The sequence below is a fragment of the Saccharothrix sp. S26 genome, assembly GCF_021390395.1.
In the GTDB taxonomy this organism is placed as follows: domain Bacteria; phylum Actinomycetota; class Actinomycetes; order Mycobacteriales; family Pseudonocardiaceae; genus Actinosynnema.
On the sequence record NZ_JAJUWT010000009.1, the window covers coordinates 203,926 to 217,469 of the forward strand.

The 13,544-nt window shown below is 73.8% G+C and carries 10 protein-coding genes; 5 read left to right on the plus strand and 5 right to left on the minus strand.

The window, feature by feature from the left end:
• The 4 genes from dhbA (at position 1) to LZG04_RS16635 (ending at position 5,332) form a co-directional block, all read left to right on the plus strand.
• On the plus strand, positions 1–756 hold the full coding sequence (gene dhbA / locus LZG04_RS16620) for a 2,3-dihydro-2,3-dihydroxybenzoate dehydrogenase (RefSeq protein WP_233817898.1): 756 nt from the start codon (positions 1–3) through the stop codon (positions 754–756).
• A 46-nt stretch (positions 757–802) separates the two neighbouring features.
• Positions 803–1,453 (plus strand): isochorismatase family protein, encoded by a 651-nt coding sequence (locus tag LZG04_RS16625; RefSeq protein ID WP_233817900.1) that lies wholly within the window; start codon positions 803–805, stop codon positions 1,451–1,453.
• A complete protein-coding gene (locus LZG04_RS16630) occupies positions 1,450–3,333 on the plus strand; it encodes an anthranilate synthase family protein (RefSeq protein WP_233817902.1) in 1,884 nt (627 codons plus the stop codon). The genes LZG04_RS16625 and LZG04_RS16630 overlap by 4 nt, the downstream gene beginning before the upstream one ends.
• 334 nt (positions 3,334–3,667) lie before the next feature.
• The gene (locus tag LZG04_RS16635; protein ID WP_233817903.1) at positions 3,668–5,332 is read left to right on the plus strand and encodes an FAD-binding protein; all 1,665 of its coding nucleotides are present in this window, start codon (positions 3,668–3,670) and stop codon (positions 5,330–5,332) included.
• 41 nt (positions 5,333–5,373) lie between these two features.
• Here the strand turns inward: LZG04_RS16635 and LZG04_RS16640 are convergent, their stop codons facing one another.
• The 4 genes from LZG04_RS16640 to LZG04_RS16655 form a co-directional block, all read right to left on the minus strand.
• Positions 5,374–6,879 carry an FAD-dependent monooxygenase gene (locus LZG04_RS16640; RefSeq protein ID WP_233817906.1) on the minus strand — a complete coding sequence of 502 codons (1,506 nt, stop codon included), beginning with the start codon at positions 6,877–6,879 and terminating at the stop codon, positions 5,374–5,376.
• Positions 6,880–7,009: 130 nt separating this feature from the next.
• A complete protein-coding gene (locus LZG04_RS16645) occupies positions 7,010–8,728 on the minus strand; it encodes an ABC transporter ATP-binding protein (RefSeq protein WP_233817908.1) in 1,719 nt (572 codons plus the stop codon).
• Positions 8,725–10,527, minus strand: a complete 1,803-nt coding sequence (locus LZG04_RS16650) for an ABC transporter ATP-binding protein (RefSeq protein WP_233817910.1) — start codon at positions 10,525–10,527, stop codon at positions 8,725–8,727. Before LZG04_RS16650 ends, LZG04_RS16645 begins: the two co-directional genes overlap by 4 nt.
• A complete protein-coding gene (locus LZG04_RS16655) occupies positions 10,514–11,521 on the minus strand; it encodes an alpha/beta hydrolase (RefSeq protein WP_233817912.1) in 1,008 nt (335 codons plus the stop codon). The genes LZG04_RS16650 and LZG04_RS16655 overlap by 14 nt, the downstream gene beginning before the upstream one ends.
• Before the next feature lie 69 nt (positions 11,522–11,590).
• Here LZG04_RS16655 and LZG04_RS16660 point away from each other — a divergent pair, with 69 nt between their 5' ends.
• On the plus strand, positions 11,591–12,151 hold the full coding sequence (locus tag LZG04_RS16660) for a TetR/AcrR family transcriptional regulator (RefSeq protein ID WP_233817914.1): 561 nt from the start codon (positions 11,591–11,593) through the stop codon (positions 12,149–12,151).
• A 22-nt stretch (positions 12,152–12,173) separates the two neighbouring features.
• Here the strand turns inward: LZG04_RS16660 and LZG04_RS16665 are convergent, their stop codons facing one another.
• Positions 12,174–13,526 (minus strand): cytochrome P450, encoded by a 1,353-nt coding sequence (locus LZG04_RS16665; protein ID WP_233817915.1) that lies wholly within the window; start codon positions 13,524–13,526, stop codon positions 12,174–12,176.
• Positions 13,527–13,544 lie beyond the last annotated feature (18 nt).

The window sequence follows — 13,544 nt, forward strand, 5'->3', positions numbered from 1 at the left end:
GTGTTCCACGACAACACGGCCCTGGTCACGGGCGCGGCGGGCGGCATAGGCGCGGCGGTCGTGCGCGCGCTGGTCGAGCAGGGCGTGTCGGTCGCCGCGGTCGACGTGACGCCGGACGGCCTGGCGAAGCTGGGGCACGAGCTGGTCACCCCGTTCGTCGCCGACGTGACCGACGGCGCGGCGGTCACCGCGCTGGTCGCGGAGGTCGAGGACCGGTTGGGCCCGATCGGCGCGCTGGTCAACGCGGCGGGCGTGCTGCGGACGGGCCGGGCGCACCTGCTGACCGACGAGGACTGGGCGACCACGTTCGCGGTCAACACCACCGGCGTGTTCCACACGTGCCGCGCGGTGGCGGCGCGCATGATCGCCCGGCGCGGCGGGTCGATCGTGACCGTGGCGTCCAACGCGGCGGGCATCGCGCGGATGGACATGGCGGCCTACGCGGCGTCCAAGGCGGCCGCGACCAGCTTCACCCGGTGCCTCGGCCTGGAGCTGGCCGAGCACGGCATCCGGTGCAACGTCGTCGCGCCCGGCTCGACCCACACCCCCATGCTGACCGGCCTGTGGGACGAGGGCGACGCGGTCCGCGCGTCGGTCGAGGGCGTGCCCTCGGCGTTCCGCACGGGCATCCCGCTCGGCCGGGTGGCGCAGCCGTCCGACGTGGCCGACGCGGTGCTGTACGTGCTGTCCGACCGGGCGTCCCACATCACCATGCAGACGCTCACCGTCGACGGTGGCGCCGCGCTCGGCGCGTGACCGTGCCGCCGTCATCCGTTGCCCGGCGAGGAAGGTAACCCACGCGATGCCCATCCCCACGATCGAGCCCTACCCCATGCCCACCGGGGCCGGGTCGCCCGACAGCCCGCTGCGGTGGGTGGCCGACCCGGCACGGGCCATCCTGCTGATCCACGACATGCAGCGCTACTTCGTCGCGCCCTTCGAGGCGGGCGGCGAGCCGCTGGTCACCCTCGTGGCCAACATCGCCGCGCTGCGCGAGCGGTGCGCCGCGCTCGACGTGCCGGTCGCCTACACCGCGCAGCCGGGCAGCATGACCCCGGAGCAGCGCGGCCTGCTCAACGACGTCTGGGGCCCCGGCATGACGGTGGCCGAGGAGGACCGCGCGGTGGTGGACGAGCTCGCGCCGGCCGAGGGCGACGCGGTGTTCACCAAGTGGCGCTACAGCGCGTTCTTCAACTCCGGGCTGCGGGACTTCATGCGGGAACGGGGGCGCGACCAGATCGTCGTGTGCGGTGTCTACGCGCACGTCGGCGTGCTCATGACGTGCCTGGACGCGTTCACCTTCGACATCCAGCCGTTCCTGGTGACCGACGCGGTCGCGGACTTCTCCGAGGCCTACCACCGGATGGCCGTCACCTACGCCGCCGAGCGGTGCGCGCTGACCGCGCCCACCAAGGAGGTCCTGCGGATGCTGTCGACGGGAGCCGACTCGTGATCGACACCGGGTTGCTGGACCGGGTCCTGGCGGGCGACGAGGGCGCGTACGCCCTGCTGCACCGGCCGAAGTCGACCGGGTCGGCGCAGGTCGAGGTGTTCGCGGGCGAGTTCGCCGAGCACGAGCGGCTCGCCGAGCTGTCCGCCCACCACGGGCAGGTGCTGGCGCTCCTGCCGTACCGGCAGATCACCGAGCGCGGCTTCGCGTGCGTGGACGACGGTTCGCCGCTGCTCGCGATGGCGGTGTCCGAACGGGCCGCGGTGCCGTTGGACGCCATGCTGGACCGGTTGCCGGACGCGCCCATCGAGCTGACCGGCGGGCACTTCGACCTCGACGACGACGGGTACGCCGATCTCGTCCGCGCCGTGCTGGCGAACGAGATCGGGCACGGTGTCGGGGCGAACTTCGTGGTCAAGCGGTCGTTCCTGGTCGACATCGCCGACTACTCCCCCGCGACCGCGCTGACCCTGTTCCGCCGGCTGGTGGCCCGCGAGCTGGGCGCGTACTGGACGTTCCTGGTGCACACGGGCACGCGCACGTTCGTCGGCGCGAGCCCCGAGCGGCACGTCACCCTCGACCGGGGCCGGGCCGTGATGAACCCGATCAGCGGCACCTACCGGTACCCGTCGACCGGCCCGGAGCTGGACGGCGTGCTGCGGTTCCTGGCCGACCCCAAGGAGGTCGACGAGCTGCACATGGTGCTGGACGAGGAGCTGAAGATGATGGCCCGGGTCTGCGACACGGGCGGTCGCGTCATCGGCCCGTTCCTCAAGGAGATGGGCAGCCTCGCGCACACCGAGTACCTGATCGAGGGCTCCACCGCGATGGACGCGGGTGACGTGCTGCGGGAGACGCTGCTCGCGCCGACCGTGACCGGCAGCCCGTTGGAGAGCGCCTGCGAGGTGATCAGCCGCTACGAGCCCGCCGGGCGCGGCTACTACAGCGGTGTGGTGGCGCTGCTCGGGCACGACCCGTCCGGCGGTCGGACGATCGACTCGGCGATCCTGATCCGCACCGCCGACATCGACGCCTCGGGCCGGGTGGCGATCGGCGTCGGCGCCACGTTGGTGCGGCACTCCGACCCGGCGTCCGAGGTGGCCGAGACGCGGGTGAAGGCGGCGGGCCTGCTGGCCGCGCTGACCGGGTCGCCGTCGCCGTCGGTGGTCGCGTCGGACGGTGGCGCGCTGGGCACGGACCGGCGGGTGGTGGACGCGCTGGCGCGGCGCAACGAGCCGCTGGCCCGGTTCTGGTCGGAGCCGGTGGGGCGACGCGCCCGGCCGCGGCCGGGGTTCGCGGGCAGGCGGGTGCTGGTGGTCGACGCCGAGGACACGTTCACGGCGATGATCGACCTGCAACTGCGGTCGCTCGGGCTGGACGTGGCGGTGCGGCGGTTCGACGTCGAGCACACGTTCGACGGCGCGGACCTGGTGGTGCTGGGGCCCGGTCCCGGTGACCCGCGCGACCGGGCGCACCCGAAGATCGCGCACCTGGGTGACGCGGTGCGGCGGCTGCTGCGCGACCGGCAGCCGTTCCTGGCGGTGTGCCTGAGCCACCAGGTGCTCAGCGACCACCTCGGCCTGCCCCTGGTCCGCCGGGACGTGCCGCACCAGGGCGTGCAGCTGGAGATCGACCTGTTCGGCCGCGGCAGGCACGTGGGGTTCTACAACACCTTCGCCTCCCACCACGACGACCGCCCGCTGTCGTGGGCCGGCGACACCGTCGAGGTCAGCCGCGACCCGGTGACGGGTCAGGTGCACGCGCTGCGGGGCCCGCGGTTCGCCTCCACCCAGTTCCACCCGGAGTCGATCCTGACCCGCGACGGCCCGGACATCCTGGCCGACCTGGTCGCGCCGCTGGTGACGGCGGCGGTGCCGAGGTGACGCGCGTTCCGGTGGACGGTGACGGGATCGGGATGAGCCGGTGGCCTCGGCCGGCGAAGGCTGTCGAGGGCAACGCGCGGAATCGACCGAGCCGCAGCGGTGTCGGGTCGACCACCCGGGAACGACCGCGATCCGCGCCGACGACCCGTGGCCGCATTGAGGGCGGTCGGCGAGCCCCCAACGGCCGTGCCGAGGCGAAGCGCCAGGGAGGAACCGCCATCCAGCCGACAGCCATCCCCGGCCTCAACGAGCGCAATCAGCGAGCCCTCGACGACCGTGCGGAGGCGACGGATCGCGGGCGGTGCGCGTTTCGGCGGATGGTGAGGGAGGCGTGATGAGCCAGGACGGCGGTGGGATCAGCCGGCGGCGGTTGTTGGCGGCGACGGGGGCGATCGGGGTGGCCGCGGCGGCGGTGCCCGGGGTGGCGGTGGCGCAGGCGGATCCGGTCGGGCGGTTCGGGGCCGTGACGGTCGGGCCCGGCGACCCGCGGTACGCCGACCTCGTGGTCGGGTTGGACCGGCGGTGGGTGGGGCGGCCCGAGTCGGTTCGGGTGGTGTCCTCGCCGCGGCAGGCGCTCGACGTGGTGCAGGAGGCGGTGAGCGGGCGCAAGCGGCTCACGGTGCGCGGTGGCGGGCACTGCTACGAGGACTTCGTGTTCAACGACGAGGTGGAGGTGGTGCTCGACCTGTCGGAGATGACGTCGGTGGCCTTCGACCCCGTGCACCGGGCGTTCGCGGTGGAGGCCGGCGCCACGCTGCTGGACGTGTACGAGCTGCTGTACAAGACCTGGGGCGTCACGATCCCCGCCGGTCAGTGCTACTCGGTCGGCGTCGGCGGGCACGTCGCCGGCGGCGGGTGGGGGCTGCTGTGCCGCCGCGACGGCCTGGTGGTCGACCACCTGTACGCGGTGGAGGTCGTCGTCGTGGACGCGGCCGGCCGGGCCCTGCTCGTGATGGCCACCCGGGAACCGGACGACCCCCACCACGACCTGTGGTGGGCGCACACCGGCGGTGGCGGCGGGACGTTCGGGGTGGTCACCCGGTACCTGTTCCGCTCGCCCGGCGCGCGGTCGGCCGACCCGGCGCGCATCCTGCCGAGGCCACCGGCCGAGCTGCTGCTCAGCGCGGTCGCGTGGCCGTGGGAGGGGATGACCGAGGCGGTGTTCGGCAGGCTGGTCCGCAACTGGACCGGGTGGCACGCCGCCAACGCCGCACCCGGCGGCCGGTACGCGGGGCTGTGCAGCTTCCTGCTGCTCAACCAGCGCGCCACCGGCGAGATCGGCCTGTTCACCGTGTTCGACGGCAGCGGAGCGGACGCCGAGGAGCTGCTGTCCCGCTTCGTCGCCGACGTCACGCAGGGCGTGGACGTGCCGCACAGCGCCCTCACCCGGCCGTCCGGCGAGCACGGCCCGCTGGAGCGCTACGCCGAGCCGAAGCGGTGGAGCTGGCTGACCGCGACCCGCCACCTGGGCACGATGCACCCGCGGATGCTGGACCCGACCCTGCGCGGCGACCACAAGTCGGCCTACCACCGCACCGGGTTCACCGACGCGCAGGTGGCGACGCTGTACCGCAACCTCGACGGCCGCGACGGGTTCGCCAACCCGTTCGCCCAGGCGATGCTGACGTCCTCGGGCGGGCAGGTCAACGCGGTCGGCCGCACCGACACCGCGAACGTGCACCGCGACAGCGCGTTCAAGCTGCACATCCAGACGAGCTGGAGCGAGCCGTCCGACGACGACGCGAACGTGTCGTGGGCACGGCGCTTCTTCGCCGAGCTGTACGCCCGGACCGGCAAGGTGCCGGTGCCGGACGAGCGGACCGACGGCTGCGTGCTGAACTACCCCGACACCGATCTCGGCGACGACGCGCACAACGCGTCCGGTGTGCCGTGGCACGCGTTGTACTGGGGCGAGAACTACCCCCGGCTGCAACGGGTGAAGGCGGCGTACGACCCCGCGGACTTCTTCCGCCACCGGCAATCGGTCCGCCTGCCCTGACCGGCGCGTGGCGGGCACCCGGCGCGGGTGCCCGCCACGCGTCACGCCGGTGCGCCGAACCAGGTGCGCAACGCCTCGTCGAGGGTGTCCTGGTCGCTCGCCAACCCCGAGCCGCTCCACGCGATGTAGCCGTCGGGGCGGACCAGCAGCGTCGGCGCGGACGGCACGTCGTCGCAGTCGGCCACGACCACGTCCACCCGGTCCCGCCACGGCGCGGCGATCCGGCGCAGCGGTTCGCGGTCGGCCAGGTCCAGCAGCACCGGGCGGCCGGAGCGCAGCAGCTCGGCCAGGGTCGCCGCCTCCGCGCCCACCTTGAGCTGGAGGTCGGGCACGAACAGCCCGGCGAGCTGGTCACCGGGCAGGCCGGTGTCGTAGCGCACGTCCACGCCGGTGATCATGCCCGCCAGGAAGTCGTTGACCTGTGGCAGTTGCATGAGCTCCACGAACAGCTCGCGCAGCGCGTCGACCCGCTTGTCGGGCAGCATCAGGCCGACCTGGGCGCGCACGTTGTAGAGCACGCGCGCGGCCACCGGGTGCCGTTCGGCGTGGTAGGTGTCCAGCAGCCCGTCCGGTGCCCAGCCCCGCACCTGCGCGGCGAGCTTCCAGCCGAGGTTGACCGCGTCCTGCAGGCCCAGGTTGACGCCCTGGCCGCCGGCCGGGAAGTGCACGTGCGCGGCGTCGCCCGCGACCAGCACCCGGCCGCGCCGGTAGGTCTCGGCCTGCAACGCGGCGTCGGTGAAGCGGGTGAGCCAGCGCGGCTGGTCCATCGGCACGGGACGGCCCGCGATGCGCTCCACCTCGCCGCGCAGTTCCTCCAGCGTCACGGGCGCCGTCCGGTCCGGGCGGGACAGGGCCGCGTCGCGGAAGTCGTAGGTGCACACCCGGCTGTGGCCGAACGGGTTGGTCCAGAACAAGGTCCAGCCCCGTTCGGTGCGCTGCCAGCCGACCGGCGCGCTGCCCGGGTCGAGCAGGCGGACGTCGCCCATGAGCGCGGCGACGGTGCCGGGGGTGCCGACGAACTCGATGCCGGCCAGCTTGCGCACCGCGCTGCGCGCGCCGTCGCAGCCGACCACCCAGTCGGCGGTGACCTGCCGGGTCGCGCCGCCGGTCGAGCGGACGTCGAGCACGACCCGGTCGCCCAGGTCGGCCAGCCCCACGACCTCGCTGTCGCGCTCGATCACCGCGCTCAGCGCCTCGGCCCGACGGGCGAACACCTGCTCGGCGTAGGCCTGCGGGCTGCCCACGATCACCGGCCCCTCGTCCACGACGCGGCCGATGTCCAGGTTGAACAGGCCGGCGAAGTGGAACGTCACCGACCGGTCGCGGTGGCGCACCGCCTTGTGCGGTCCGGGTTGCACGGCGTCGAGCAGCCCGCGCCGGTGCAGGGTCTCCGCGGTGCGGGCGTGCAGCGTGCCGGCCTTGGACTCGCCGGTCGGCTCGGGCAACCGCTCCAGCACGACGGTCCGCACGCCGTGCATCGCCAGTTCCACCGCGAGCAGCATGCCCACCGGTCCGCCGCCCGCGACGGCCACGTCGTAGTGGGTCACGACCGGCCGCCCGCGCACCGGACGCGCCGCATGTCTCTGTTCCGCCGATCGCCCGCGTGGGAAGGCATCGTCGTCTCCTCAGGGTCGCACTCGGTCATGATTGTACGACCATACACGTACATACGTAGTTTCAGGCGCGATCGCTCCCCTCCGCCACCGAGATGGCCTCGAACTCGGCGTAACGGCCGCCGCGGCGCAGCAGGTCGTCCGGCGCGCCCTCCTCCACGACGCGGCCGGCGTCGAGGAATACGACCCGATCCGTGCGTCGGACGGTCCTCATGCGGTGCGCCACCATCACCACCGTCCGGCCCGCCATCAGGCGGGCCACGCCGTCGTGGACGGCGGCCTCGTTCACCGGGTCCAGCGCCGAGGTCACCTCGTCCAGCAGCACGATCGGCGCGTCCTTCAGCAACGCCCGCGCGATGGAGACCCGTTGGCGCTCACCGCCCGAGAGCAGCGCGCCGCCCTCGCCGACGTGGGTGGCCCATCCGGCGGGCAGCCGCTCGACCACCTCGTCCAGCCGTGCCGCGACGGCGGCCGCACGCACCTCGGCGTCGCTCGCGTCGGCACGGCCCAGCCGCACGTTCTCCTCGATCGTGCCGTCGAAGAGGTAGACGTGCTGGAACACGAAGGCGATCCGCGACATCAGCACCTCGGGGTCGATGTCGCGCACGTCCACGCCGCCCACCCGCACCGCGCCCGCGTCCACGTCGTAGAACCGGGCGAGCAGGTGCAACAGCGTGCTCTTGCCCGCGCCCGACGGTCCGACGACCGCCAGCCGCTGCCCCGGCGGCACGGACAGCGTCACGCCGTCGAGCACCGTGCGGTCGCCGTGCCGGAAGGTGACGGCGTGCAGCTCCAGCCCGTGGTGCGCCGGCCGGACCGGGTCGCGGGGCTCGGGCAGCGGCTCGGCCCGCAGCACCGCGTCCAGCCTGGCCAGCTCGAACCGCGCGGCGCGCAGCTTGCCGCCGAGGTCGGACAACGACAGCAGCGGGTCGGCGCAACGGGCCGCCAGCACCAGGATCGCGAGGAGCTCGGCCGCGCCGACGTCACCGCCGAGTGCGAGGTGGGACCCCAGCGCCAGCACCGCGGTGAACGCCGCCTGCACCGCGAACGCCAGGCCCACCACACCGGGCAGCGCCGACCGCACGGTGCGGCGTGACGCGCGTTCGACGTCGCGCAGCGAGTCGTCCAGCAACCCGAAGCGCTCGGCGGTCCGGCCGCCCGCGCGCAGCACGGGCTGTGCCTGGAGGTACTCGATGACCCGGTCGGCGGCCTCGTGGTCGCGTTCGGCCCGTTCGGCGTCGGCGGCGGCCGTGGACCGTGCCGTCCACGCCTGGACCACCGCCACGAGCGGCGCGGCGACCAGCGCGGCCAGGCCGAGCCGCCAGTCGAACGCGAGCATCACGGCGACGATCGTCAGCGGTGCCACGCACGCCGAGGTGAACGGCCCCAGCAGGTGCGCGATCACGCTCATCGCCCGCAACACACCGTGGCCCGCCAGGACCGCCACCTCACCGACCCGGCCGGCGCCGAACCAGCCGACGGGCAGCCGGGCCAGGTGGTCGCCGAGCCGGTGGTACGTGCCGCGCAACAACGTGGTGCCGGCGCGGAACCCGGACAGGTCGCTGACGTAACGCAGCACCGCGTAGACCGCGACGGCCGCGCCGAACGCGCCCAGCCACGGCCACGCGTCCCGAGGTGTGTTGCCGAGCAACGCCCCGAGCACGGGCACGAGCAGCGCGTAGGACAGCCCTTCGGCCACCGCGGTCGTCGTCATCAGGGCGACGGTGCGGCGCACCGGCCGGGCGTGGTCGTGCCCCAGCACGCGGAGCAGCAGTCGGATCATCGCGGTCGGTCTCCAAGCCGTGTGCGGTCGGCGGTCGCGGCCGACCGGTGGGAGTGCCAGAGCGCGGCGAACTTCCCGTTGCGGGCCAGCAGTTCGGTGGGTGTGCCGTGCTCGGCGATCGACCCGTCCTCCAGCACCACGACCGTGTCGGCGGCGGCGATCGTCTCCAGGCGGTGGGCGATGACCAGGACCGTGCGGCCCTCGGTCGGCAGGGCGCGGCGCACCGCCTGCTCGGTCCGCGGGTCGGCGAACGCGGTCGCCTCGTCCAGCACGAGCACGGGTGTGTCGGCCAGCAGCGCGCGGGCGATCGCGATCCGCTGCGCCTCGCCGCCGGACAGGCCGGCGTCCTCGCCGATCACCGAGTCGTAGCCGCGCGGCAACTGGAGGATCCGGTCGTGGATGTTGGCCAACTCGGCGGCGCGGACCACGTCGGCGCGGTCGGCGTGCGGCACGGCCAGCGCGATGTTGTCGGCGACCGAGGCGCGCAGCAGGGAGGTGCCCTGGAAGACGAAGGACACCGCCCGGTACAGCTCGCGGCTGTCGATCTCACGCAGGTCGACCCCGCCGAGCAGGACCGACCCGTCGGTGGGGTCGAAGAACCGCGGCAGCAGTCGGACCAGCGTGGACTTCCCGCTGCCGGAGGGGCCGACGAGCGCGGTGACCGTGCCCGGTTCGAGCACGAGGTCGATGCCGCGCAGCACCTCGTGACCGGGTTCGTAGCCGAACCGGACGCCGCGCAGCTCCACCCGGTGCCCCCGCGGCGCGACCGGCCGTGCGGGCTCGGGCAGTGACGGCACGGCGAGCACGTCCCGGATCCGGCCGACCGCGCGCCGGGCGGCCCGCACGTCGTCGAAGCCGTGGCCCAGCGCCGCCACGGGAGCGGTCAGCCCGAGGCCGAGCAGCACGAACGGCAGCAGGTCGGCCGGGGCCAGGCCGCCGGACGTGATCAGCACCGCGCCACCGACCAGCACGACCAGCAGCACGAACGGCGGCGACAGCACCAGCTGCATGCCGGCGGCGATCACGGACATCCCGCGCACCCAGCGGTGGAACGCGCCGACGAAGTCGTCCAAGGCCGTGCGGAACCGACCGTGTGCGCGCCGCGTGCCGCCGAACGCCTTCACCACGGCGATGCCCTGCACGAATTCGACGGCCGAGCTGGAGATCCGCGCCATGGCCGCGTCGAACTCCCGCTGCTCGCGCAACCGGGCCGGGGTCGTCATCAGCGGGACCAGCGCCACCGCCGACACCACCGGGACCAGGGTGATCAGCGTGAGCCGCCAGTCGATCGCGGCCAGGTAGACCAGCGACACCAACGGCACCACGAACGCGGTGACGAGCTCGCCGGGCGTGTGCGCGATGAACGGGTGCACCGCGCTCACGTCCTCGCCCACCACTTTCGCCAACTCACCGGTCCGCCGCCGGGAGAACCAGCCGATCGGCACCCGGCCCAGCCGCGCGGCCAGCGCCCGGCGCAACGCCAGTTGCACCCGACCGTCCAAGACGTGCCCGACACCGGCCGCCGCACCGGTGAACAACAGCCGGGCGAACAACCCCACCGCGCCAACCACCACGACCAGGCGAACGTGCCCGTGGTCGACCGGCCCGGGTGACAGCACCGCACGCCCCAACTCGACCACCGCCAACAACGGCCCCAACCCCGCGACCGCCCCGACCACCTGAAGCACCGCGACAACCACGAACGCACCCACGAACGGCCGCACCGCGCCGGAGTCACCGGACGGCGGCACGCGCCGCTCGGGTGGGGTCGGCTCCGCCACGAACTCAACGACGGTCATCGCGCTCCCCTGCCCGCACCACCGCTGCCGGAGCGAAGTGGTCGCGCAGGAACCCGGTGATCTGCCCACGCGCGACCTTCGCCTGTCGCACCAGGCCCGGCATGCTGAGGAAGCCGTGCGGCGCGCCACGGTGCTCGGCGAGCCGCACGGGCGTTCCGGACTCGCGCAGCCGCTCGACGTAGCGGCGACCGTGGTCGGCGACCGGGTCGAGGGTGGGGACCACCACGAGCGCCGGGGCCAGGTCGCCCAGGTCGTCGGCGTGCAGCGGGGAGAGGGCATGGGGGTCCGTTCCCGGCGGGACGGCGAGCCGGTGGAACAGGCGCATCTGCGCGGCGGTCAGGGTCGGGCTGTGGGCGTGCCGCGCCATCGAGGCGCACGCGAACCCGGCGTCGGTCACGTCGGTGACCGGGTTGACCAGCACCTGCGCCCGCACGGGCAGGCCGGCGTCCCTGGCCCGGATCGCGGTCACCGCGGTGATCAGGCCGCCGGTGCTCTCGCCGAACACCGCCACCCGCGTCGGGTCGACCCGCCAGCCCGGCGCGTGCCGCACGACGTGGCGCAGCACGTCCCAGCCGTCGTCGACACCGGCCGTCAGCGGGGTGTCCGGGGCGAGCAGGCGGTGCTCGACCGAGACGACGAGCGCGGGCAGCCGGGCGGCGAGGTGGCTGTTGACCCAGTCCGACTGCGTCGCCGTGCCCACGAAGCCGCCGCCGTGCACGTGCAGGACCAGCGGCAGGTCGCCGCTGCGGTGCGCCGGCCGGGACACCCGGACCGGGAGCACGCGGTCGGGCAGGGTGACGTCGCGCCACCCGATCTCGGCGTCGCCGTCCGGGAAGCCGGTGACGACCCGGATCAGCCGCGACGACCGCTTGCGGTTCTCCGCGTCGCGGAAGGCGGTCAACTCCCGTGCCGTCAGCGCCGACCAGTCCCGTTCCTTCGCCAGGGCGCTGAGCAGCCGGACCCCCAGCGGCGCGCGCTCCACCTCGTTGTCCACATCCCCCTCCAGAGTTTCGCTACCGTTGGTATCGATACCGATCGTAGCGCAACTCGATATCGTGGGGCCATGACCACCTCCGCCAGACCACCCGGCCGCCCGCGCGCCGGCATCGACGCCGTGGTCTTCGCCGCCACGCTGAACACCGTCCACGAGCTGGGCTACGCGGGCGCGACGATGGATCGCATCGCGGCGGCGGCGGGCGTCGCGAAGACGACGATCTACCGGCGCTGGCCGTCGAAGGGCGCGTTGATCACCGACTGCCTGGTCGACGCGTTCGGCCCGCTGCCGCCGATGGAGGGCGACCCGGCCGAGTACCTGGCCGCCGCCATCCGGCTGGCCGCGACGAGGATCGCCGAGCCGGGGGTGGGCGCGGCGTTCGCGGGCGTCTTCGTGGACGCGGTCAGCGACGCCGGCCTGCGCGAGATCCTGTCGACCCGGTTGCAGGCGCCGTACCTGCGCGCGATCCAGGACGCGCTCGGCGAGCCGGAGGACCGGATCCTGCTGTTCATCGACATCACCGTCGGCACCCTGCTGCACCGGATGGGCATGACGGGCGCGCCGATGGTCGAGTCCGACGTCACCGAGCTGACCCGGATGATCCTGCGCCACTTCACCGATCCGGCCTAGCCGGACGGGGCTCGACGCCCGGTCAGCTCCCCGGATCGCGGCGGAAGGCCCGCATCCGCAGCCTCTTCGGCCGGATCACGGCGGCCGCGGCGGGTCGGACCTCCTCCTCGCCCGGCACGTGCGCCAGCCGCCACCGGGCCACGATCGACGCCAGCGCCAACGTCGCCTCCATGAGGCTGAACCGGTCGCCGATGCACTTGCGCGCGCCGTTGGCGAACGGCACGAACGCGTGGCGCGCGGGCTTGCGGGCCGGGTCCCAGCGGTCGGGGTCGAAGCGGTGCGGGTCCGGGTAGAGGCGGGCGTCGTGGTGGATCGGGTACGGGCTGTAGGCCACGACCGTGCCCGCGGGCAGCCGGTGGCCGCCGAGCTCGGTGTCCGCGGTGACCACGCGGGTGAGGACGTAGACCGGTGAACGAAGGCGCAGCGTCTCGGTGACGACGCGCCCGGTCAGCTCCAGCGCGGGCACGTCGTCGGGCAGCGCCGTCCGCCCGGCCAGGACGGCGTCGACCTCGGCGTGCAGCCGGCGTTCCACGTCGGGGTGGCGGGCGATCAGGTGCAGCGCCCACGTGAGCGTGACGGCGGTCGTCTCGCTGCCCGCGAGGTGGAACGTGAGCATCTGGTCCACGACCTCGTGGTCGGACAGCGTCCGGTCCGCGCCGGTGGACTCCTCGTCGTAGCCCGCCAAGAGCGCCGACAGCAGGTCTCCCCGGTCGCCGCCTTCACGCCGCCTGGCCGCGACGATCGTTTCGATCGTCCGCCTGATCCGGGTGTGCGCCCGCTCGAAGCGCACGTTCACCGGCAGCGGCAGCCTGGTGAAGGCGCGGGGCATCATCATCCGCGGCAGGATGTCGGTGGCGAGCACGTCCGCGTCCTCCTGCGACTGCTTGAGCTGCGCGGGCGAGAGCGTGTCGGAGAACATGGTCGCGGTGAGCACGTTGGTGGTGAGCATGGCCATCTCCGCGGGCACGTCGAGCACCTGACCGTCGTGCCACGCGTCGACCCGGTCGGTGATCTGCGCGGCCATCGCGCGCCCGTACGCGTCGAACCGGCCGACGTGGAACGCGGGTTGCAGCAGCCGCCGCTGCCTGCGGTGCTCGTGGTGCGGGCAGGTGGACAGGTTGTTGCCCACCACGTCGCGCACCCGTTCGGTGAACGGCCCGCCCTTGTCGAACGTGCGGTCGTCGCGGAACACCTGCTGCGCCAACTCGGCGTCGCAGACCAGGACCGCCTTGACCGGTCCGAACGCGATGCGCACCAGCGGACCCCGGTCGGCCAGCGAGCCGAGGAAGCCCAACGGGTCGCGCATCATCGGCCAGGCGTGCCCGACGAGCGGCAGCCGTCCTCGTGCCGTGGGGATCTTCGGTGCTCGGTCCACGCCGACGCTCCTCCCGTG